The sequence below is a fragment of the Shewanella sp. SM95 genome (genome assembly GCF_025653595.1).
Taxonomy (GTDB): domain Bacteria; phylum Pseudomonadota; class Gammaproteobacteria; order Enterobacterales; family Shewanellaceae; genus Shewanella; species Shewanella oncorhynchi.
Map to the genome: position 1 here is coordinate 1 of NZ_JAKKSE010000007.1, position 20,857 is coordinate 20,857.

General features: G+C 45.9%; 20 protein-coding genes and 2 pseudogenes. 7 read left to right on the plus strand and 15 right to left on the minus strand.

The features are described from left to right. Nucleotides 1-496 (minus strand): annotated as a pseudogene (locus tag L5M29_RS09835) (transposase); the annotation flags it as partial. A gap of 456 nt (nucleotides 497-952) precedes the next feature. After that, complete coding sequence (locus L5M29_RS09840; protein WP_113940113.1) at nucleotides 953-1,390, minus strand: hypothetical protein; 438 nt, start codon at nucleotides 1,388-1,390, stop codon at nucleotides 953-955. Nucleotides 1,391-1,608: 218 nt separating this feature from the next. On the opposite strand from L5M29_RS09840, the pseudogene L5M29_RS09845 reads away from it, so the two are divergent. The 3 genes and pseudogenes from L5M29_RS09845 to L5M29_RS09855 form a co-directional block, all read left to right on the plus strand. Further along, a pseudogene (locus tag L5M29_RS09845) lies at nucleotides 1,609-2,071 on the plus strand (transposase); the annotation flags it as partial. Nucleotides 2,072-2,105: 34 nt separating this feature from the next. Beyond that, complete coding sequence (locus L5M29_RS09850; RefSeq protein ID WP_263167632.1) at nucleotides 2,106-2,264, plus strand: hypothetical protein; 159 nt, start codon at nucleotides 2,106-2,108, stop codon at nucleotides 2,262-2,264. 98 nt (nucleotides 2,265-2,362) lie between these two features. Then, the gene (locus tag L5M29_RS09855) at nucleotides 2,363-2,839 is read left to right on the plus strand and encodes a hypothetical protein (protein ID WP_263167633.1); all 477 of its coding nucleotides are present in this window, start codon (nucleotides 2,363-2,365) and stop codon (nucleotides 2,837-2,839) included. Nucleotides 2,840-2,873: 34 nt separating this feature from the next. Here L5M29_RS09855 and L5M29_RS09860 read toward each other — a convergent pair whose 3' ends face one another. The 9 genes from L5M29_RS09860 to L5M29_RS09900 all read right to left on the minus strand — a co-directional run bounded on the left by L5M29_RS09860 (nucleotide 2,874) and on the right by L5M29_RS09900 (nucleotide 10,204). After that, nucleotides 2,874-3,458 carry a DMP19 family protein gene (locus tag L5M29_RS09860; protein ID WP_263167635.1) on the minus strand — a complete coding sequence of 195 codons (585 nt, stop codon included), beginning with the start codon at nucleotides 3,456-3,458 and terminating at the stop codon, nucleotides 2,874-2,876. A gap of 119 nt (nucleotides 3,459-3,577) precedes the next feature. Further along, nucleotides 3,578-3,964 carry a gamma-butyrobetaine hydroxylase-like domain-containing protein gene (locus tag L5M29_RS09865; RefSeq protein WP_063883307.1) on the minus strand — a complete coding sequence of 129 codons (387 nt, stop codon included), beginning with the start codon at nucleotides 3,962-3,964 and terminating at the stop codon, nucleotides 3,578-3,580. 194 nt (nucleotides 3,965-4,158) lie between these two features. Further along, nucleotides 4,159-5,487 (minus strand): HslU--HslV peptidase ATPase subunit, encoded by a 1,329-nt coding sequence (gene hslU, locus L5M29_RS09870; RefSeq protein WP_263167637.1) that lies wholly within the window; start codon nucleotides 5,485-5,487, stop codon nucleotides 4,159-4,161. A gap of 19 nt (nucleotides 5,488-5,506) precedes the next feature. Beyond that, nucleotides 5,507-6,031, minus strand: a complete 525-nt coding sequence (hslV, locus tag L5M29_RS09875; RefSeq protein WP_006083300.1) for an ATP-dependent protease subunit HslV — start codon at nucleotides 6,029-6,031, stop codon at nucleotides 5,507-5,509. A gap of 144 nt (nucleotides 6,032-6,175) precedes the next feature. Then, nucleotides 6,176-6,751, minus strand: coding sequence for a type II secretion system protein (locus tag L5M29_RS09880; RefSeq protein WP_113940110.1), 576 nt, complete (start codon nucleotides 6,749-6,751; stop codon nucleotides 6,176-6,178). Between the two features lie 180 nt (nucleotides 6,752-6,931). Continuing rightward, the gene (locus tag L5M29_RS09885) at nucleotides 6,932-7,483 is read right to left on the minus strand and encodes a dihydrofolate reductase family protein (protein WP_263167638.1); all 552 of its coding nucleotides are present in this window, start codon (nucleotides 7,481-7,483) and stop codon (nucleotides 6,932-6,934) included. A 15-nt stretch (nucleotides 7,484-7,498) separates the two neighbouring features. Then, nucleotides 7,499-7,774 (minus strand): hypothetical protein, encoded by a 276-nt coding sequence (locus tag L5M29_RS09890; RefSeq protein ID WP_113940108.1) that lies wholly within the window; start codon nucleotides 7,772-7,774, stop codon nucleotides 7,499-7,501. 430 nt (nucleotides 7,775-8,204) lie between these two features. Continuing rightward, nucleotides 8,205-9,389: a flagellin lysine-N-methylase gene (fliB, locus tag L5M29_RS09895; protein ID WP_263167640.1), complete on the minus strand. Its 1,185-nt coding sequence runs from the start codon at nucleotides 9,387-9,389 to the stop codon at nucleotides 8,205-8,207. Nucleotides 9,390-9,601: 212 nt separating this feature from the next. Next, nucleotides 9,602-10,204, minus strand: coding sequence for a response regulator transcription factor (locus L5M29_RS09900; protein WP_105251242.1), 603 nt, complete (start codon nucleotides 10,202-10,204; stop codon nucleotides 9,602-9,604). A 212-nt stretch (nucleotides 10,205-10,416) separates the two neighbouring features. Between L5M29_RS09900 and L5M29_RS09905 the strand changes: the two genes are divergently transcribed. After that, nucleotides 10,417-12,228, plus strand: coding sequence for a PhnD/SsuA/transferrin family substrate-binding protein (locus tag L5M29_RS09905; protein ID WP_263167641.1), 1,812 nt, complete (start codon nucleotides 10,417-10,419; stop codon nucleotides 12,226-12,228). 7 nt (nucleotides 12,229-12,235) lie between these two features. On the opposite strand, the gene L5M29_RS09910 is transcribed toward L5M29_RS09905, so the two are convergent. Then, nucleotides 12,236-13,147 (minus strand): LysR family transcriptional regulator, encoded by a 912-nt coding sequence (locus L5M29_RS09910; protein ID WP_219234490.1) that lies wholly within the window; start codon nucleotides 13,145-13,147, stop codon nucleotides 12,236-12,238. 111 nt (nucleotides 13,148-13,258) lie between these two features. Between L5M29_RS09910 and L5M29_RS09915 the strand changes: the two genes are divergently transcribed. From L5M29_RS09915 to L5M29_RS09925, 3 genes are read left to right on the plus strand one after another with little or no spacing between them, the layout of a single operon-like run. Next, nucleotides 13,259-14,395 (plus strand): alkene reductase, encoded by a 1,137-nt coding sequence (locus tag L5M29_RS09915; RefSeq protein ID WP_263167644.1) that lies wholly within the window; start codon nucleotides 13,259-13,261, stop codon nucleotides 14,393-14,395. Then, nucleotides 14,395-15,033, plus strand: a complete 639-nt coding sequence (locus tag L5M29_RS09920; RefSeq protein ID WP_198573044.1) for an ester cyclase — start codon at nucleotides 14,395-14,397, stop codon at nucleotides 15,031-15,033. Before L5M29_RS09915 ends, L5M29_RS09920 begins: the two co-directional genes overlap by 1 nt. After that, nucleotides 15,030-16,022 carry a polysaccharide deacetylase family protein gene (locus L5M29_RS09925; RefSeq protein ID WP_263167646.1) on the plus strand — a complete coding sequence of 331 codons (993 nt, stop codon included), beginning with the start codon at nucleotides 15,030-15,032 and terminating at the stop codon, nucleotides 16,020-16,022. The genes L5M29_RS09920 and L5M29_RS09925 overlap by 4 nt, the downstream gene beginning before the upstream one ends. 104 nt (nucleotides 16,023-16,126) lie before the next feature. Here the strand turns inward: L5M29_RS09925 and L5M29_RS09930 are convergent, their stop codons facing one another. From L5M29_RS09930 to L5M29_RS09940, 3 genes are all read right to left on the minus strand, one after another. Then, nucleotides 16,127-17,287, minus strand: a complete 1,161-nt coding sequence (locus L5M29_RS09930; RefSeq protein WP_263167648.1) for a putative sulfate/molybdate transporter — start codon at nucleotides 17,285-17,287, stop codon at nucleotides 16,127-16,129. A 314-nt stretch (nucleotides 17,288-17,601) separates the two neighbouring features. Beyond that, nucleotides 17,602-18,990: a tetrathionate reductase family octaheme c-type cytochrome gene (locus L5M29_RS09935; RefSeq protein WP_263167649.1), complete on the minus strand. Its 1,389-nt coding sequence runs from the start codon at nucleotides 18,988-18,990 to the stop codon at nucleotides 17,602-17,604. Between the two features lie 55 nt (nucleotides 18,991-19,045). Beyond that, the gene (locus L5M29_RS09940) at nucleotides 19,046-20,770 is read right to left on the minus strand and encodes a DUF3373 domain-containing protein (RefSeq protein ID WP_263167650.1); all 1,725 of its coding nucleotides are present in this window, start codon (nucleotides 20,768-20,770) and stop codon (nucleotides 19,046-19,048) included. Between the last annotated feature and the right edge of the window lie 87 nt (nucleotides 20,771-20,857).

The window sequence follows — 20,857 nt, forward strand, 5'->3', positions numbered from 1 at the left end:
CTTCTCGCCCCTGCAGATTGCTTGCTTTCAGCATGTATTGCTTTAATTTCACATTCTAAACGCCGCTGCTCAGGTGTCACCACAAGCTCACAGCTTGCCCAATAACGGTAGCTACTCCGGTTCACGTTGAATACGTGGCATAACACTGAAATAGGATATTTATTGCTCTGATTGAGTTTCTCGATTATCGAGAATTGTTCAGCGAGTCCGATATCAATAGAGCGGTAGCCTTTTTTAGGATTTCTTTCTCGAGATTAATTCGTTCAATTTCGCGTTTTAGCGCCCTGATTTCAATCTGCTCAGGTGTCATGGGGGAGGCTTTAGGTGCAAGCCCTTGGCGCTCAATCTGAAACTGTGTTACCCACTTACTGACCGTCGATTTCCCCACGTTCATGGCTTTTGCCGCCGCTTCTTGTGTGTAACCTTGATCAACGACTAATTGAGCGGTTTCGAGCTTAATGGCTGCGCTATATCGAGCACGTTTACTTTTATTCATGTTGTCACCTAAATGGGTTATGAGAGGATCATAACATTTCTTATTAGGTGGCCAAATTCACTATGCCACTACACTTCGTGCTTATTCAAAATCGCTAACGCTTACGGTGGTACATCCCTATTAATTAAATAAAGAATCCGAAAGCTAACTCGGCATCCATGTCTTGCTCACGCGATTTTCTTCAACGCCCTTCAGCAACTTCGCAGGGGAAGGTGAACTTCTGAAGTTTTAGGGTTGTTTGTTAGTATTTAAAAAGAGTACTAACACTCCATTTTTAAAATTTAACAATGGGAGTCTAAATAACAAGAGCTAATTCATATAATAAGGCTGGTGGAGCACGTTTTATATTACAAAAATGAGATTGGGTATCCTTAGATATAAAAACATCGGCCTAGACCGATGTTTTGGGGTTGTCTGATGCAATAAAATTCACATAAACAGTGAGATAGCTAACCACTAATCCCAATATACTGTATAGACATGATAGCCAGCATACGGCTTAGGGGATAGTTGATGTTCGCCATAGGGCCAGCCTGTCCCCATTCCATCTGCTGCGATTCCTTCAATCCATTCTTCCACTTCCGCCAGAGGCGCACAGGTAAGAATATGAATGTTCTCAGCTGCAGGCCATAGCTCATCATCCTCAAGTGCTTCGGACCATTCATCGTGCATCCCAACATAAACACCTTGCACATCTGACCTATGTTCGATTTCTTTCAAGCAACGATAGATTTCTTTGATGGATGGTCGACCATAACCCCAATTATTGGGTGCGATAGACTCTTCATCTTCGTTTTCTAAAAAGTACTCATTTAATGTCACTACCGGACAGTGCTCTGGATCGGCGGTCGATAAGGCGCTTAATTTATTGAGTAATTCCGTTCTCGTTGTCACTGACAATACTCCATTTCTAAGATTTGTTTCCAGCGAAGGTTTAACTGTTTTATCACATATGCAGGGCTAATAATAAATCTGGCCATCCATTTTAGAGCAACAATATAATGCACTTTCAGGTTGCCTACAAAGAAGCTGTTTTCAAGGCACCCAGCTTAAATGGTGTGGTAGTTAACCTCCGACTATGTTTTGATTAAGCATTAAACAAGGAGGTTTATATGCCGCGTCCTCTCAGAACTCAGATAAGCCTTGAAGACACTCTCTGTTACCATTGCTATAGCCGCGTTGTGCGGCGTGCTTTTTAATGTGGCGATAATACCTATTCTGGGAAAAATTATGACCATCGCCGTAGTTGGGTTGAGTCAATACTGTTTGAACTTGAAGCCGTTTTTGCTATCGATGTTGCAGCCTTTGCGGTGATGTCGAATCATCTGCATGTGGTGTTGCCAGCCGATATCGACAGTGCCAATCGTTGGACTGACCGCGAAGTACTTGAGCTGTGGCATAAGTTGTTTAAAGGCGATGAGTTAACGCAAAAATCCGTTTAAGGAGAGCTAGTTGAGGCGCATGAGGTCAGCCGATTATGCGATATTTCATGCCTAAGTTTTCAAAAGAGTGCGATGTTTGAATGAGCTAATAGCAAGACAAGCAAATCAAGAAGATAACTGTACAGGCCGCTTTTAGGAGAGACGGTTTAAATCACAGGCCTTACTTGATGAAGTTGCTGATTTTAAATGGTAGGCCTGATAATTTTCATTCCATTATCCTTGACCATGTGATCGCGGTGTTCGCGCTTCCTTATGCCGCAAATGGCGCCATCGAGCGCTCAGGGATAACTCATTTTTACATCAAAGTCGGCGAGTCACTGGCGTAATAGTCTTAATCGTTGGGTACATTGATCAAAAAGTTATTATTTTATAGTATGTTACTCAATTTTAATGCGTCATTTAACGCAGCAGGAGCTTAGTTCGTATGCGGGAATATGATGGGATTGAAAAGCGTTACCAAAGGCCAGATGCCGATTTAGCTAAAAGTTTGATGATTATCGAAAATTTATTGGGTTTTACGCCGCTAGAGGATAGGTTGGAATTTGATTTGTCTTTTTGGGCTGGCGGTTCAGGTGTATTCGATAAGTTGGCGGTTTCATGTTCAGTGACTCCAGAGCAAATGGTACTCGCTCAAGATAAGTTGAGACTCTATTCCCCAGAGGCAGCGATAGTACTGGATGAATGGCGTGATGATTTTATTTGGCTAGTGGAGGATGAAGACGTTTGTACCGATGTGCTGGTTAGGTCGGCGCATTTTATTAATCAGAATAAAGCGCCATTTCAAGATGTTTGTCTTAAAACGCAGTCCATTTATTTCGCTTACATGAGTGATGTGAATGGCTGGACTGCGGTATGGGGTCAGCAAGATAGGCTCAATTATGCTTATTTCTGCCAAGGATAGCTTTTATCTGTAAGTGATTACCGACAATCGCCAGTTAAGTGTTATTTACCAGTCCGTAATCAAGGGCGTAGCTTTCAAGCTTGGCATCGAGATCATCTAGATCTTTATAAAACTCGTCATCGAGCTTATCGAGTACGCTGTACAGGTCTTGGTTATCGGTTGCGGCTAAACGACGATCTCTGTCGATTGGTACTGGCTTTTCGCCAAACACGGCCTGTTTTGCTTGGTGCAATAAGTTTAACGAGTGGCTTGCTCCCATTTGGATAAGTCCACGTTTAGCGAAGGCGTAATGCTCACCTGAAGAGTTGTCGAAATACTGAATAAATCCACCATTATAGACCTCGCCAGATAAGCAGTTCACCGCATAGTAGTTTTGTTCCTCTGGTCTAAGCGTATAAAAACCTTGATTTTTGTTATGTACCTTTACAACAAGATCTCGCCAAAAGGCTCGAAAGGGACAGGTTTTATCGAGTTCACGCTCTTGTTGGTAGTATTCCTTCGCACGCTCGAGGTTTGCACGTATGCCATTTTTGCAGGGCATGCATAAACCCTCATTTTTTTCGGCGGTACTCGGAAGGATTAAGGTGTTACATTCTTGGCAGGGGATTTTTTCCGACATGGTCTTTCCTTTGATACTCAAGTCAGTAAGAGAACTCACAGCTTCACAAGCTACCCATTGTTAAATTCTCTGTTTCTAGAGTTTACATCGCACAATTAAGCGTCTATGTACCTAACGTACTAGTTGTACTTTATATTCATCGCGATCAGCGGTTCGCGTGAGGCTTTTTCGGCGCGTAGGCGGGCGAGGTATTTTTCCCATAGATCCACTTGGTGGGTGGCGAGATCGTAGAGTACTTTCCACGAGAATAGGCCTGTGTCGTGGCCGTCATCGAAGACGATTTTCACTGCGTAATTGCCGACGGGTTCTATGGCACTGATGTTGACGTTTTTCTTGTGGGTGACCAGCTTTGGATTACCGTGACCATGCACTTCGGCTGAGGGCGAGTAGACTCTGAGCATCTCGCAGCTGAGCTGATATTGCTCACCATTGTCGAAACTGATTTCTAGAATGCGCGATTTACGTTTCAGTTTAAGATCGGTGACATTGGGCGTTGCTGTGGTCATAGGTTGGCTACCAAGAAAATGCTAAGGATAGGATAACGACTCATTAAAGTAACACCTGACTAATGTAACCACTCGCGGCCAAGGATACAAAGGGTAAGCGAGAGCCTTGGTCAGGCTTTTTCGTTTAAGTCACACTTTTGCAGTTGAGTCGTTTACCGCCAAGTTGTTTGGGCTTGGCGGTGAACAGTTTAGTACTAGAGGATAAAGCGGCTGAGATCTTCGTCTTGGACTAAGTTGTCTAAGTGGGCACTGACATAGTCGGCGTCGATAACAAAGGCGGAGCCCGATTTTTCCGATGCCTCGTAGGAGATATCTTCCATCAGCCTTTCCATCACAGTGTGTAAACGACGGGCGCCGATGTTTTCGGTGCGCTCGTTCACTTGCCATGCGGCTTTCGCAATGCTGTCGATACCCGATTCGCTGAATTCAACTTTCACGCCTTCTGTGCCCATCAGCGCGATATATTGCTCGGTGAGCGAGGCGTGTGGCTCGGTTAGAATGCGTTTAAAATCATTGGCTGATAGCGCATCTAGCTCGACACGGATCGGTAAACGACCCTGTAATTCAGGAATTAAATCCGACGGTTTAGACATCTGGAATGCGCCAGAGGCGATAAATAGTATGTGGTCGGTTTTTACCATGCCGTGTTTTGTGGTGACTGTGCAGCCTTCGATCAGCGGCAGTAAGTCACGTTGTACGCCTTCACGGGAAACGTCTGGGCCGGAGGTTTCACCACGCTTACAGATTTTGTCGATTTCGTCGAGGAACACTATGCCGTGTTGCTCAACCATTTCAATGGCTTGTTCTTTTAAATCTTCTTGATTGACCAGTTTGGCTGCTTCTTCTTCGATCAATAGCTTAAAGGCTTCTTTGATCTTCATCTTGCGACGTTTTGCTGGTGCTTGGCCCATGTTTTTAAACAGACTTTGCAGCTGGTTGGTCATTTCTTCCATGCCTGGAGGCGACATTATTTCGACACCAATTTGCGGTTGGGCCACATCGATATCGATTTCTTTATCGTCTAATTGGCCTTCGCGTAGCTTTTTGCGGAAGACTTGACGGGTATTTGAGTTGGGATCGGTTTCAGTGCTTTCCCAGTCGTTTTTCGGCTTAGGCAACAGGGCATCGAGAATGCGCTCTTCGGCATTTTCTTCAGCGCGTTGGCGACATTTGCCCATTTGCTGTTCACGGGTCAGCTTGATGGCGATATCGGTCAAGTCGCGGATGATTTGCTCGACTTCCTTACCGACATAACCCACTTCTGTGTATTTAGTGGCTTCGACCTTGATAAAAGGCGCGTTCGCCAGCTTGGCTAAACGGCGGGCAATTTCAGTTTTACCAACGCCTGTTGGGCCAATCATCAGAATATTTTTTGGGGTGACTTCTTGACGGAAATCCGCGTCAAGTTGCATCCGGCGCCAGCGATTGCGCAGGGCGACAGCAACAGAACGTTTGGCCTTTTGTTGGCCAATAATGTGTGCATCCAGCTCGTGGACAATCTCACGGGGGGTCATTTCAGACATAATATTCCTCACGGGCTGTTTAGTAATTGAGTTCTTCAATCGTTTTGAATTGATTGGTGAATACGCAGATATCCGCAGCAATAGTCAGGGATTTTTCGGCGATTTCTAAGGCTGACAGCTCAGTATTTTGCAATAGTGCAAGGGCCGCCGCTTGGGCATAGTTGCCGCCTGAACCAATGGCGACTAAGTCGTGTTCTGGCTGAACGACATCACCATTACCTGTGATGATAAGCGAGGTTTCCGCATCGGCCACGACTAATAGGGCTTCGAGTTTACGCAGCATACGGTCGGTACGCCAATCTTTGGCGAGCTCAACGGCCGAGCGCAATAAATGGCCTTGGTGCATTTCAAGTTTGGCCTCAAAACGCTCGAATAGGGTGAAAGCATCGGCGGTGCCGCCTGCAAAACCTGCCAGTACCTTGTTGTGATATAAGCGACGCACTTTTTTGGCGTTACCTTTCATAACGGTATTGCCTAGGGAGACTTGGCCATCGCCGGCGATGACAACTTGATTATTACGGCGTACTGATACGATAGTGGTCACAATGAATCCTCTTCTGGCCCGCAGCAAAAGTTGCGGTGGATGATGGGATATATATGGGGATGGATGACAATAATTCAAGTAATCGCGGCAAATGCCAAAGGAGTTTGCGATCTTTCGCGCTCCTTTAGCAATAAAAATAAGCGCTTATTGGGAAAGGGTGGATCGACCTACAATAGTGCGGCCATCGAAGGGATAGTATTTAAGATCCCAGTTTTCACTGCCGAAGCTGCGATCGTCCGAGACATAATTGAAAATGCAGTAAGCATTGGGATCTTTTATGTCGACGGCACCATACCAGTAAACAATGTCGACATTGGGAACTGTGCGCCAAGAGTATTGATCGGCAATGACAAATTCATTATTAGCCAAAAGACCTTGCCATAACTGACCACAATAATCGCCCTGCAATTTAGCACCGGCATCAGCGGTTGCAGTCTCTATTCCTAGTGGAAATCCTGTGGTGGTCGAGTCGAGTTTTCCGTCACCATAACAGGCGAGATCTTGGGTATAACCAGAGTTACCGCCCGCAAGCCAGCAACTGTGATAAAGCTTAACACCAGAGGCAAAGGCCGCAAATGCGGTTTTGGCTCTGGCATCGTGAGCATCTTGGCCTAGGTTTAAAAACCGTGGTGCTGCGACGACGGCCAAGATCCCAAGGATGATAATGACCACAACCAGCTCAATTAATGTAAAACCTTTCGATGACTGCAAACGACTCATATTGCTCACCTATCTGTTAGAGGACAATATTCTAACGGAACTTTGATTTGCAATCAGTAAGTCATTGATAATATTTAGTTGTTTAACATTGTTGTTACATGGCTCTACAGTAAGATGGCAAGCCGCAAAATGGCAAGCCATCACTTCATCTTTCAATGCCATCTGCCGAATGTAAACGGCTTATAAAGCCATTTTGTCTATAACACGATAGCAGGTTTGTACGTAGCCATTGTCGTACTGCTGCGTGTGAATTGGCATTAATTGAATCGCTTGAGCTAAGTCGCCAAAGAGGGGAATACCTTTACCCAGTAAAGTGGGGATGCGAGTGAGCGTGAGTTCCTGAATTAGCCCTGCCGCTAAAAAGCATTGGATTGTTTGGCCGCCATCGATATAGAGATGTTTGAAGCCACGCTCTCTGAGTTGTTTGCTGATATTTACCGCATCGCCATTAAGCACTTGCACGTGCTCACTTAACGCCGACGGTACTGTTACACCGCTGCGACTTAATACAAACACTGGGATATTTACATAGGGCCAATCGCAATCGAAGGAGAGGACTTTTTCAAAGCTTTTTCGTCCCATTACAATCGCATCGATAGTGTCGATAAAGGCATGATAACCAAAGTCTTCATCGGGATTAGTACTGGGATGCAGGTTTAAAAAGTCGATATCCCCATCGGGTGTTGCGATATAACCATCGAGGGTCGTGGCAATAAAAACGGAGGCTTTCATTCATCTTCCTTAATGCTATTTTCGAGCGTGTTTCTCTAATGATTCTTTCAGTGATTGTTGTTGAGCGAGGCAGTCCTGTTTTGCTTTGCCCGACATATCGTTACACGTTTGACCTTTATCTGGGCCTTCCAATATAGCCGCCGCAACATAAACTGCGGCGTCGGCTGCATTGCATTCTTGTTTGCTGTAGGGGGAATTTGTATCACATTTTGAATTAAGTGGCCCAACGCAGCCACTCATACTGGCCAAGACTAAGGTGCTAAAGCTGAGTAATATTAAAGGTTTGAACATTCGCTCTTCCATGATTCTTATTATTTGAGACGGTTGGAAAGTATATAACTGCTTTGCAGACGGAACTAGAATTGGATCGTTCCATTTCCACTTTAGTTGTTATTTAGGAGGAAGGCATTCGCGGATGGAAGCAAAAAATCCCCGAGGGCATAGTTACCCTCGGGTGGAGGTTCAAAAAGCAGTGGATTTCTTGAGCGCCTGCGGGGCACAAAGGAAGGAACCTATGGCTTGATTGTGCGGGCTGATACGATATTTAACAAAGCCAAATGCACAAACTGCGACAGCTTGTCGCAGGCAGGGTGAATTTGTTATGCACTAAGCCCACACGACAGGGTAAATCTATATTGCAAAGTGAAGCTTTACACCTGTGGTATTGCTTTACTTCGTTATATGTTCTCTTCTTGCTATTGTGTTATAGCTGTTTATACGTTTAGATATTTGTTTTTAAAAGGCAAATTGCAGCTGGCACACTGTCTATTCCGCATTCCTCTAATGTTTTGCTCATACTTTCTACAAATTCAGTTTTATGCTGTCGAGCAACCTGGTAAATCTGAAAACACAACACAATATCACTTTCAGATAGTCCTTTATTTTTAAAGGCCATTGCAGATAAATAGCAGCGGATCATAAAACAATCGAGTACGAGTAAACGGAATGCTTCCCAAGATAATTGTTGTGAGTCCGTTAAGGGGAAATGGTGGTGGTAAATTGAATATAAAATGTATCGTTCAAAAAGATCCGTATGATTAATCAGTGCAGGTACTGCATGCTCAGTCCAAGCTTGATTTATTCCATCAATTTGATAATTATTTTCCTCATTACACAATAGACCAACTGCTTGGTTTAGTGAGGTAAATCGTGCGCGTGTACCTCTGGAATGAGTTTTACACAACTCATTGTGGACTGTCATGAAGGCATGCATCTGTGGCTGTGGTGTATAAGGTAAATTTTTATATTGCTCCGTCAGTTCACCTGATTGGGCATATAGTTTCAATTGCTGTAGGCGCTTATCTAGCTCTTCTATTGGTAAGATGTTTTGACGCACCTGGTCACTGGCCTTGATTAATAGCCCTATGGCTAGCAGTACTTGTTCCCAATTAACGTCCATACTGACCAATAGGTCAAGACTGTACTCATGGGTTTTTTCTAGCCACATAGGACTTGGCGTTGAATGTTGTTTTACACCACTGATGCTAGAGTGAAATTGAAATGAGTCAGGGCTAAATAACACCAAACGAGCGACTTCTGGGCAAGATAAATAGAGGCTTTCATATTTATTACCGCCAATGACTTTGTGGATCCTTGGATAAGTTTTACATGTGTGACTTAAGGCCTGTTCACCCGCTTTTGCATGTATATCACAAAGTTTATGTTTGTTAATAAATGGGCATGCACCTTGCGCATTAAGTCTAATGTCGGCCCAATCGCTTGTACTTTTCTTTGTTTCAATAAAAGCGGTCTTTGCAGTTGTTGCGAGCAATGGGTGTTTAATTGTGTTTTTATAGCTCTTTTTATCGAATGAAATTTGCCAATCGTAACAGCAACTGTCTTCGCATTCAGGTCCAACACATTGGAATAGAGTGACATAACTGGGTTTTATAATGAGATTGTCCATCGATAATTTCGTTAAATTCACAGTGATTTAGAACAAATGTAGCAAATCAAGCTCGCTCATGCCAGTTTTGTTAAGTTGAGGTTGGATGTAAGTCAGTTTGGGTAAATTAATATTGAGACCTCATCTAAACAGTGTCGCAGAAATATTTTTTAATTAGATCTTACCTCTTATTAGGATGACTTTTTATTACGCACTTGATATTGGTTCATTATTTATAAGACAGAATTCAGATTGCCTAAGTGCTGCACTAGCTCTGCCATATTGTTCACTTCGAGCTTTTTCATGATTTTTGCGCGGTGTACTTCAATCGTGCGCAGGGATAAAAACATCGCCTCCGATATTTGCTTGTTAGTCATGCCTTGGATCACATGGGCTAACACTTGCTGTTCGCGCTCGGTCAGTTGGTCAAACTTATGTTGCAGACTTTGCTGCTCGAAGGCCGCTTGGCTTTCACGCTGCGCCTTTTCAATCGCTTGTACTAATGCCTTACCCGATACGGGTTTTTGAAAAAAATCGCAGGCCCCCTTTCGAAAGGCGCTTAACGCCATAGGTAAATCGCCGTGGCCAGTGAGAAATATCACGCCTAGCGGGCTGTGGGTTTCCAATAATTTTTGCTGCACTTCTTGGCCGGTGATTTCTGGCATTCGACTATCTAAAATCACGCAGCCCGCCTGTGATAATGCACAGTGCTCAAGGAAGTCGCGGCCGCTGTTGAAGGTTTGCACTTGATAGCCAAATTGTCCGAGCATAAAGCCCAGTGAATCCAGAATCGCTTCATCGTCATCGACTAGATAGAGTGGCAATTTTATTGACATGGTGTTCCTTGTGGGGCGGTAAGCATGCTATCAGCTTAAGCTGGGTACAGAGTGGGCTCAATTTTAAGCCTAGGTCTTGGGAGATACATCACTAAATTAGCCGATTCCCTCTGGGCATAAACCAGAGTTTGGCGGCATTTCACAGCTTGATTTTTATCTGCGAGCTAAAGTCGTTCCATGACAATGGCATATAAGAGTGGGTAATAGAGGCGATGACGATTGACTCTTGGTGTAAAGCGATATTGATGGGATTCTTGCTGAGTATCATTGGGCTTAATCCGTCCTATGCCAACGAAGCGACAGAAGTTAACCATTTTAGAGTCGGAGTGCTGGCAAATCATGGCGTGTTACAGGCCAAGCAGCGTTGGCAACCTATGATGGATTACCTCAGTGAGCAAGTGCCTAATAGTCATTTTGAAGTCGTGCCTGTGGATTTTAATGGCATGCGTAGTCAGTTACTTGAGCATGATTTGCAGTTTATCGTCACTAACCCTGGGCAATATCTGCATCTAAGTAACAATTTCCCGTTGTCTTGGCTTGCGACAATGAAGAGTCGTAAGCATCAAGGCAGTACTTTTACCATAGGTGCGACCATTATTGTCCGCGCCGACAGCCCTATCCGTACCTTGCAGGATTTGCGCGGGCGCAATGTGGTCGCCAGTGATCCGCAGGCCTTGGGGGGGTATCAAGCGGCAATGGGGTTACTGCATAAAATGGGTTTTTTACCCGAACAGTTTTTTGGGCAAGTGCGCTTCCTCGGGTTCCCGTTAGAACCGCTTATCTATCAAGTCAGAGATGGCAGTGCCGACGCCGCAATAGCGCCTTTTTGTACCTTAGAGGAAATGATCGCAACGGGTCTTGTTAATCAGGTCGATTATCGGGTTATCCATCCTGCCACGCCTGCAGGATATGATTGCGAGGTGAGCACTCAGTTATACCCAAACTGGTCATTCGCTGCGGCGGATACGGTTTCTCCTAAGTTGACGATGGCGATTACCCGTGCCTTATTCGATTTACCCGCCGATCATATTGCAGCAATTACCGCCGATACTTTGGGCTGGACTGCGCCCGTGAGTCAGTTAAAAGTGATTGAGTTATTTAAAGAATTACAACTACAGGGAGCATCACCACCACTTTATCAAACCGTATACAAATGGATGGCAAAAAATAAAGAATGGGGTGGTGCACTGTTGTTAATTTTCATTATTTCCACCATTTATCACCTGTGGCTTGAATATAAGTTTCGCCAGAAAAGTGAGTTTTTAGTCAGCACTGAGCGCCAATTAAAGGACAAGGCACTGCAGCTTGAGCGACTGCAAAGTGCGGCGATTCTTGGGGAAATAGGTGCAGGACTTGCCCATGAACTCAATCAACCCATAGCCGCCATTACCCAATACAGCGAAGGTGCCATGCTACAACTGGAAAGGCTTGGGCAAGATAATCCGGAACTCTATGATGTACTCGGTAAAATTAATGCGCAGTCGATTCGCGCCGGAGCGGTTGTGCATCGTATTCGCGGTTTACTCAAGCGGCGTCAGGCCAAGACCGAACCTTTAGATATAGTGCCAGTGGTGAAAGAAGCTTTAGCTCTGTTGCGGCGCGAGCTAGACCGAGCGAATGTACAAGTGAATGTGCGAGTGCAGGGTGAGCCCTTTGAACTGATGGGCGATAGCGTTGGTTTAAGTCAAATGTGGGTCAATTTAGTAAAAAATAGCTTAGATGCGTTAGAAACCTGCGGCGATAATCGTGTGCGTCAATTATGGATCGATATCTATTATTATCCAAATGAAATCAAAGTGTTAGTTATTGATAATGGCGAAGGGCTACAGGGGCAGGCGAGTGAGTTGATGGCATCTTTTGCCTCAACCAAAGATGCGGGATTAGGGCTTGGCTTAGCCATCTGTAAGGATGTGGTCACCCGCCATCACGGCAGCATTCAAATCGAAAACTGTCAGCAATCCACGCAAGCGTTACTCCCTTGGCAACAGGGCTGTGTGGTGACAGTCGTGCTTCCCAAGGAATAAATTACCATTAGGGCAGTGGATAGTTTTGGGAAAACTGGCTGAGCTTTTCTACTAAAAACTCTATGGTGCGACGGACCTTATGGCTGGGATAATCGGTTTGTAGGTATACCAATTGCAGCGGGATCGGCGGGGCTATTTTATCGGCTAGCACTAAGTGGAGTCTGCCTTCGGTCACATCTTGCGCCACATCTAGCCAACTCTTATAGGCAATTCCACGACCTGAGAGTGCCCAGTCGCGGATCACTGCGCCATCGTTACAGAAACGTTGGCCCCTGACTTCGATTTCAACAGGCGCGCCGTTATGACTTAACTTCCATTTCTGCCACGGCTCACCGCCGCGATTTAAGATCAGTACTGCGTGTTGGCTCAGTTCATTTAGCGTGCTTGGTGTGCCGTGTTGTGCCAGATAAGCGGGTGAGGCGACCAGTACCCTTGGGGTCATGGCGAGCTGACGCCTTTTAAGGTTTGAGTCGTCAAGTTGGCCATAGCGCAAAGCCAAATGGATATTTTGGTCGATTAAGTCTGTCATATGATCGCCAAAATACAGCTGCACTGTCAGTTCTGGGGCGCTGTCCATCAATTCATCGAGCCAAGCACGGATCTGGCTGCGACCAATATCCGAAGGTAACGCGAGGCGTACTTCACCCTTAAGCTCACCCCTGTGTTCGGCTAAATTGGCGCTGGCGGTTTCGAGAATCGCCAGTGCGGGTTTCGCCGAATCGAGAAAAATCCGCCCTTCTTCTGTGAGCTGTAAGCGCCGCGTCGAGCGAGCAAATAGCTGACATCCTAGCTTTTTCTCTAATCTTTGCAGCGCGGCACTTGCCGCTGCCGGCGTCATGCCTATTTCTTTACTGGCTGCCGAGAGACTTTCTAAGGCTGCGATACGCAGCGCTAATTGCAGATCGTTTAAATGATACATATCAAATTATTTTTGAAAATGATTTTAATAATAGCCTGATTATCAATATAGATTAACTAATGCACAATTGCACCACTGATGTTTCATCTTAATTTCTGGTTCGGAGTGTGTATGAGTCTATTCATGTCTTACAAATTAGCGTCACTGGCATTAAACAATCGCATTGTGATGGCCCCTATGACTCAGGCGCGTACTACGCAGCCAGGCAATATTCCTAATGATCTGATGGCGCAATATTATGCCCAGCGCGCCTCGGCGGGGTTAATCATCACAGAAGCGACACAAATCTCCGATGACAGTCAAGGCTATTCATTTACGCCGGGCGTGTATACCGCTGAGCAAATTGAGGGCTGGAAAAAAGTCACTGCGGCAGTGCATCAGGCTGGCGGTAAAATCTTTAATCAAATTTGGCATGTTGGCCGTGTATCGCACCCGATTTTTCAGCAGGGTAATGCCCCGATTGCGCCATCAGCTATTGCGCCCGTTGGCACTAAAGTATGGATTGTGGATGAAGCGCATCCTGAAGGGCAAATGGTGGATTGCCCAGAACCTAAGGCTATGGTGCAAGCGGATATCGACCGCGTTGTGGCCGATTTTGCACAGGCGGGAGTGAATGCGGTTGCGGCGGGTTTTGATGGCATCGAAATTCACGGCGGCAATGGTTATCTGATTGACCAGTTTTTACGCACCAATTCAAACCACAGAACTGATGCCTACGGCGGTTCTCAGGAAAATCGCATTCGTTTTTTACTCGAAATTGTCCAAGCCGTGAGTGCGAAAATTGGTGCCAATAAAGTCGGGGTTCGCCTCGCTCCTTACGTGACGTTTAAAGATATGGCGTGTCCTGAAATTGTAGACACTATTCTGTTAGCGGCTAAGCATTTATCGGCATTAGGCGTGGCATATGTACATCTTTCAGAGGCGGATTGGGATGATGCGCCACAGGTGCCAGAATCCTTTAGAGTCGAGCTGCGTAAAGTCTTTAAGGGCAGCATTATTGTTGCGGGTCGCTATGATGTGGCGCGTGCCAATGAAGTGATTGATAACGGTTATGCAGACTTAGTTGCCTTCGGTCGACCTTTTATTGCGAATCCTGATTTGCCTTACCGTTTAATGCATCAATTGCCTTTATCTGCATTCGACAAAGGCCCCTTGTTTGGCGGTAGTGCGGCGGGTTATACCGATTATCCTACACACAACGAAGCATTGAGAGCCGTCATCCGATCCGCTGACGATGAGGTGGCATAATGGATCGGGTTAACACTTTGTATGTTCAGCGCTTACCCGCTTGGCTCAGTTTAAGTCTATGGTTTTCAGGCTTTATAGGTATCGCTATTGTGGGTTTTAGCTTAGCAAGTCTGAGCATGGATGCGTTAGCCGCTCAAGGGGCAACAACACAGGATAGTGCTAAAGTGCGAGCGGCGTTAGTGCCAAAAGTAGCGGCAATGGAAACGATTTCTGATCAATCACCGCAGGCACAAGCTATCGCCCGCGCCGCTTTGTTATATGCCAGTTTTTGGCACACGGGCGATGCAAGTTTTGCCCACGGCGCATTGGCGACTGGTTTTATCGACCGTACTCTGCCCGCTGGCCGCGCACAGGGAATCACGGGTCCACTCGAAGCCTCAAAGGCATTTAGGGCAGCGGTCCCCGATCTCTCTGTTTCAGTTGAGCATTTGCTAGTAGTTGGCGATCGTGCAGTGGTACGTCTGCGTTTTAATGGCCGCTTTACTGGTGTCTTTGGTGAGCAAAAAGGCCAAGGGCAGAAAATCGATTTTCGTGCTGTTGACATGTATCGAGTACGGGATGGTTTCATCACAGATAACTGGCACCTCGAAGATTATCAAACGCTATTTTCTCAATTAGCTGCAGGGACTCAATCATGAATCAACGTCGACGATTTTTAATGGCAGGTGGCGCCATCGCTGCTGGGTTCGGCCTAAGCCAAACGGCGCTTGCTATTGGTTTACCATCATTAGATACCTTAGAAAATGACTCCAAAAGTTCAGGTGGCAGTGGGATGAACAAAATATTTTGGCCAAGTGGTGAGCAGTTAGTGATTTCAATCTCAATGCAGTTTGAAGCAGGTGCTCAAGATAAAAATGCCGAAGGGCCGTTTCCGCCGATGGAAAAGGGCTATCCAGATACCATCACCCCGACTTGGTACGACTACGGTATGAACGAAGGCATTCCAAGGCTGCTGCGCTTGTGGCGTAAGCACAATATCAAGGTGACTTCTCACATGGTTGGGCGCGCCGCTGAGTTACATCCTCAACTTGCCAAACAAGTTGCAGATGAGGGGCATGAGATTTCGGGCCACGGACAAACGTGGACGCCACAGTACAGCATGTCGCCAGCAGAGGAACGCGCCTCCTATGTGGCGAGTATTGAGACGCTGCAAAGGATCACTGGTCAGCGCCCCTTAGGTTTTAATGCCTTTTGGATGCGCCATAGTACTCAAACCCTCAATATTTTGCAGGACTTAGGTTTTATTTATCACATCGATGACCTATCGCGGGACGAACCTTCAATTATCCCAGTAGGAAATAAGCCTTTTGCGGTTGTGCCTTACACTTTACGTAACAATGATATCGGACGTTTTGGTGGCAACACTGCCATGACGGCCGCGGCCTTTTTGCAGGAACTAAAGGATGAGTTCGATATGCTCTATCAAGAAGGTTCGACACAGCGACGGATGATGTCGATCAGTGTGCACGACCGTATTTGTGGCGCTCCTGGACTTGTGACCGCTTTAGATAAGTTTATTCAGTACGCTAAAGGTCACACTAACGTAGGCTTTATGCGTAAAGATGACATTGCTAAATGGGCGCTGGCGCAAAAGGACACACCGACCAATCCTGCAAGAGCATTTTAGCCTGCTGTAGCTGTGTTGGAAGAGGTTTGAATGGTTAACAAAAAGCGCGTTGTTTAACGCGCTTTTTGTTTTTGGGAACCCTTATTACTGCGAGTCGAAAGTGATTAACGCATGGCCAACATGGCCCAAGTGCGGCGACCTTGCTCCAGAATTATCCCCACGGCAAGTCCCGCAGCGGCGTTGATGGCGAGGCAAGTCACCGCGGTTGATAAAATCACAAAGATACAGAAGGGCTTACCATCGATTAAGCGTTTCGACCACGCCAGTTGTAGCCCCGCAGTGGTCAGTAAACTGCCGAGGATTGCCATAGGAATAAGGCTTAATAGCCAAGCGATATTAGTACCCCAGCACAGGGCTATCATTAAGCACGTACTACCAAAAATTAACGGCGCCAGATAAGTGCGGGCGCCAAAATGGTATTGCACCGCAAGTCCGCCCGCACCGTGGCACATGGCCGAGGCACCAAAGGGCGCGAGCAATAAGTTGGCAAGACCTGAGCTAATGGCGAAGTTTTTGGGCGTGAGTTTGGCGGCATCTTCAGGGAATTTCTCCTGTGCCATTACAGACGTGGCAATGACCGCATTGGTTAAGGTTAATGCCAGTTGTGGCAAAACCAACAAAACGGCGGCAGAGGTCCATTCAACTGATGTCGGCCACGCTAATTGAAATGGCGCTGTCATTGCTTGAATATCAAAGTTAGTGGCTAAATTAGTTTGTGTACTTGCTTGCCAAATCATCCCCGCTGCTATGACTAAGGGCATGGCAAGGTAGCGCAGCGGCAAAAATTTACTGATAAATAACAGTACAAATGCCCCCACGCCAACCAGCCAAAATTCACTCATCATCTTAGTGCCCATCCACATCAGTTGCAGACCTATGGCGAGTTGAATGCCAACACTCACAGCTTGTGATAACTGTTTGGCTAACCAAGTGATGGCGCCGCTAAAGGCGAGAATTAACAGGATAATGCCCATTAACATGGCGCTTGCCTGCAACATGCCTGGGGTTAAGCCCTGAGCGATCACCAGTGCAGCGATGACTTTCATCGGTTGTACCGGAATCGGGCGACGGTAAAACAGCGCGCTGAGAATAGCGAATAGACCAAACCCCAAAAATATCCCTTGGGGCGAAAATTGATTGAGGGCAATTAGCCCTAGCACTAAAGGTAAAAAAGTGCCTAAGTCGGCAAAAGCGCCACTGGTTTCACCGAGTAAACGGTTGAATGAAGGATTGGATACTGTTTGGGAAATTTTGCCCGAGGTCATACTGATTGCCGTAATTGAACACGCTATGACTACGCAAAATAAATGCCATAAAAATCAGATGATTTTGGGGGTAAAAAGAGTCAAACTACCGTATTGAGTCACTCAATGAGACAAACTGGGGCAAGGCCGAAGAATGGCTGAGTCTAATTGTCTTTTTGGGTGAGAGTAACAAGATAATAAAAAAAGAGATCTTAGTAAAAACTAAGATCTCAAAGGGTATTACCGGGAACTCGATTTGGTTCATCAGTTGTGTTCACTTCGATGCCTTACTAAAAGTAAGATATCTGTGATGCTCAAATCAGTGAACGATTCAATCAAGGCTGTTTGTGTTTTGGCCCTTGTTTATTTTTCATCGGGTCACCTTGATAACCTAGGGCTTGCCAATCGAGTTTTGTGCCTTTGTTATGGCAGTCGTTACAATTTAATGCTTGCTCCTTTGGTGACACCATATGGTTTATCCGCCACCACATTTCAGTGGCTGCAAAGTCATATTCACCACTATATTTGATACCTTTCTCAAGCATAGTCGTGTTCGCTTCCATTCCTAGTTTTGCCGCTAAGTTCCAATCAAACTCGCTCCAGAATCCCCCATTGCCATAGGTTTTCGGTGTGATAAAAATATTGAGTTTTTTATCGTAAATCTGTTTACCCGTGTGCACCTTGAAAGGATAGATTTTTGCTTTGGCATCATTTATATCCCCAATGGGATAGGTCAATTTAGTGACTGTACTCGGATCCATTTTATCTCCTGCCATATAAGCATTGGCTGTGCCGTTGTACCAAGCGTATTGGGGTTTGACCATTTTTTCCCAAACAAAATCTCCTTTTTTCTTTTGGTAGGTATGCTTACCGTATTGGTCGAGTGTTTCTTTTTTATCATCTCCAGCTGTTGACCAGTCCCAGCGCATTTTTGTCGGTTCGTTTTTAGCAAAATACGGAATATGACAGGTTTGACAGGCAACTGCCGCTGTATGAGTATTGAGTTTTTTGTTCGCGTGCGGCGCTGATTCGTGGCAGTTTTCACAGCCAATATGGTCGACACCACCGGGTGAAACCCCCATAGCATTACCTGAGATCATGTGTTTCTCAGTGGTGTGGCAGTTCTGACATTGAAAGTCATTACCGTCGCTATCCATATGCACATCCGTCGCTTTGTCTGGATAAGACATGGATGAGTCTAAGTCCCCATGTTTTACCGCGTCACCACCGCCACCATAGAAGTGGCAACTACCGCAGTTATCCCGTACAGGTTCGCCAACGTTTTGAGCTATTTTAGTCAGATCGAGTTTTGCCATAGGTTCACCTGCGCCAGCGGGATCTTTAACATAAGTTCCTGTGGTGTCGTGACAAACTAGGCAGTCGACTTTGGTTTTATCTTTAAAGTCAAAGTTACTGTCTTTCCAACCATAACCCGCGTGACAACTGGTACAGCGGGGTTCATTGCTGGAAATGGCAACGCAGAAGTTATTAATGCTGTTTTTCTTACCTCTTACGACTGTCCTATCGGGAAGTTTTTGTTCTAACTCCCAAGTCCAATGGGAGGTTTTCATCACGTCAGTCGCTTGATTTTCATGGCAGACTAAACATTGTGTGGTCACCTGTGAGCCTGTGGTAAACGGGCCTTTAAGTGCCTCTTTATGGGGATTAGCGGCGTAGGCATTTAATGTCATGCCCGCTAAGGCAATGAGGATGAGCTTATTCATTTTGTACTCCCGCCCTCGATGTAACCGAGGGCTGATAGTTGTTATCAATGACGGATTAGAAGTTGATGGTGAGTGAGGCGTTGACATCAAACGCGGTATCAACCACTGGCAACATGGAATAAGCAGAGCCAGCTAGCACATCGTCGATTTTTTGTGGAGCACCCACAGGTGTACCGCTGCCTGTGTACTCGTAGTCGTAATAGAGGCCAGCAAGTTTGATAAACATTTTGGGGTTAATATCAAAGATGTAATAGGCTTCTGCTACATGTCCTCGGGTAGCTAACTTACTACCAATAGGGTCATCCTGTGCCTGGGTAAAAGGCGTCCAATATTCGGAGCCATAGTTATATTCCAGACCCAATTTGCCGTAGGGAGCAGGAATTTGTACGCCGACATAAATACCATAACCGTCTTTGGCTTCGGTATCGTCACTGGTTTTTGGCACCATAATAATCTCAGTACCAGTGCTGTTTAGCTCGGCTTCAAATATGGCATCGGATAACATGCCGCCAAACATGCCTGCGTTACCGTTAGGCTCGGCGCGAGTCCAGCCGAATGATGCAAACCATTTGATATCGTTTGCTTCTTCGCGCGCAAAACCAATTCCTCCTAGATACATGTCGCCGATAACCCCGCTGGGTTGTACTCGGGTAACAAAGTTAAAGTTGTCGAACTTTTGCATATCTTGATACATGGTGGGGGCGAAAATGCCTGCAAGCTGGGTAGGGAAGGCCATGGTGCCTTTAAAGCCGTCATTAACATCTTTGGCGCCAAACAGGGTGAACTGGAGGAAGTTGGTGCCATCGTTGATCGCATCGATATTAAAGCCACCAAGGTGAGTATCCTTGGTGACAATATCACCAAACATTTCGCCATTTCCCCATTGTGATTCAAAGCCTTGGCCGTAACAGAAACGGACGACTTGGCCTTCGATACCTGTGATTTCGCCTAGGTTGTAGCCTAACGTGGCGCCATCGAAGTTGAAGTTGACTAAATGTCCTGAAGGTGTGCCGCCACGCATTTCATTCTCGCGGTAGTGACTGGGTGGACCATAGGTGGAAGGGCGACGACCTATGGAAAGATAAAACTCTGATCCATTAATGTTTTTCCAATCGAAATAGGCGCGTTCAACCCGCAACCAGTCACCACTGGTATTGCCGCTACTGGTACCATCCATAGTGAAAGACCGCCAAGAATCAAATACTTGAACTCCGGTAGAATCACCCCAGTTTTTATACATACTGAGGCGGCCAGCAAAACTGACGTTATTCCATACCTTAGCTTTCAGATTTAACCGCAGGCGAGTGGTGTAAAAAATATCGTTATCTATGTCCTGTACACTTTTGGGCGCGAGCACATAGGGCATCACGCCCTGTAACATGCCATTTTGGAAGGCTGCAGCAAGGTCTGGATTAGCTTGCATCATTTTCCCTAGTGGGGAGTTGAGATCGTTGGGCATACCGAAAGCGCCGGACATGGCTTTGGCACCAAAGTCGTTGAAATTGACTTTGATGGCAGGATTCCAGACAACATCGCGGTAATGTAGTGAATGAGCTTTAGTGCGGAAATCACCTGTAATTTCAAGGCGGTCTAACGATGTGTGTCGCTCGGTTTTGTCGACGCGATTATTGAGATCATCCAATTGCTCGGTAATATCGGCAAGCTTCTGTTTTAACTCGGTAATTTTTTGATTTTCCTGTTGCACATCATTAGGTGTAGCAAAAGATTGGCCTGACATAAACAAGGCATTGGCAACGAGGATTGAGATAAGAGTACGCATAAGGTTTCTCCCAGAGTTGTTCTGTTGGCATGATTGCGCTAAGTGCATTTCGCCAAATTTACCCAATAGGAGTCCCTGAGGTGTGTT

Bases quoted from the DNA above. Each gene is read 5' to 3' on its own strand.
- L5M29_RS09850 (WP_263167632.1), top strand. From the start codon at position 2,106: ATGAAGTTGCTGATTTTAAATGGTAGGCCTGATAATTTTCATTCCATT.
- L5M29_RS09855 (WP_263167633.1), top strand. From the start codon at position 2,363: ATGCGGGAATATGATGGGATTGAAAAGCGTTACCAAAGGCCAGATGCC.
- L5M29_RS09860 (WP_263167635.1), bottom strand. From the start codon at position 3,458: ATGTCGGAAAAAATCCCCTGCCAAGAATGTAACACCTTAATCCTTCCG.
- L5M29_RS09865 (WP_063883307.1), bottom strand. From the start codon at position 3,964: ATGACCACAGCAACGCCCAATGTCACCGATCTTAAACTGAAACGTAAA.
- hslU (WP_263167637.1), bottom strand. From the start codon at position 5,487: ATGTCTGAAATGACCCCCCGTGAGATTGTCCACGAGCTGGATGCACAC.
- L5M29_RS09880 (WP_113940110.1), bottom strand. From the start codon at position 6,751: ATGAGTCGTTTGCAGTCATCGAAAGGTTTTACATTAATTGAGCTGGTT.
- L5M29_RS09885 (WP_263167638.1), bottom strand. From the start codon at position 7,483: ATGAAAGCCTCCGTTTTTATTGCCACGACCCTCGATGGTTATATCGCA.
- L5M29_RS09890 (WP_113940108.1), bottom strand. From the start codon at position 7,774: ATGTTCAAACCTTTAATATTACTCAGCTTTAGCACCTTAGTCTTGGCC.
- fliB (WP_263167640.1), bottom strand. From the start codon at position 9,389: ATGGACAATCTCATTATAAAACCCAGTTATGTCACTCTATTCCAATGT.
- L5M29_RS09900 (WP_105251242.1), bottom strand. From the start codon at position 10,204: ATGTCAATAAAATTGCCACTCTATCTAGTCGATGACGATGAAGCGATT.
- L5M29_RS09905 (WP_263167641.1), top strand. From the start codon at position 10,417: ATGACGATTGACTCTTGGTGTAAAGCGATATTGATGGGATTCTTGCTG.
- L5M29_RS09910 (WP_219234490.1), bottom strand. From the start codon at position 13,147: ATGTATCATTTAAACGATCTGCAATTAGCGCTGCGTATCGCAGCCTTA.
- L5M29_RS09915 (WP_263167644.1), top strand. From the start codon at position 13,259: ATGAGTCTATTCATGTCTTACAAATTAGCGTCACTGGCATTAAACAAT.
- L5M29_RS09920 (WP_198573044.1), top strand. From the start codon at position 14,395: ATGGATCGGGTTAACACTTTGTATGTTCAGCGCTTACCCGCTTGGCTC.
- L5M29_RS09925 (WP_263167646.1), top strand. From the start codon at position 15,030: ATGAATCAACGTCGACGATTTTTAATGGCAGGTGGCGCCATCGCTGCT.
- L5M29_RS09930 (WP_263167648.1), bottom strand. From the start codon at position 17,287: ATGACCTCGGGCAAAATTTCCCAAACAGTATCCAATCCTTCATTCAAC.
- L5M29_RS09935 (WP_263167649.1), bottom strand. From the start codon at position 18,990: ATGAATAAGCTCATCCTCATTGCCTTAGCGGGCATGACATTAAATGCC.
- L5M29_RS09940 (WP_263167650.1), bottom strand. From the start codon at position 20,770: ATGCGTACTCTTATCTCAATCCTCGTTGCCAATGCCTTGTTTATGTCA.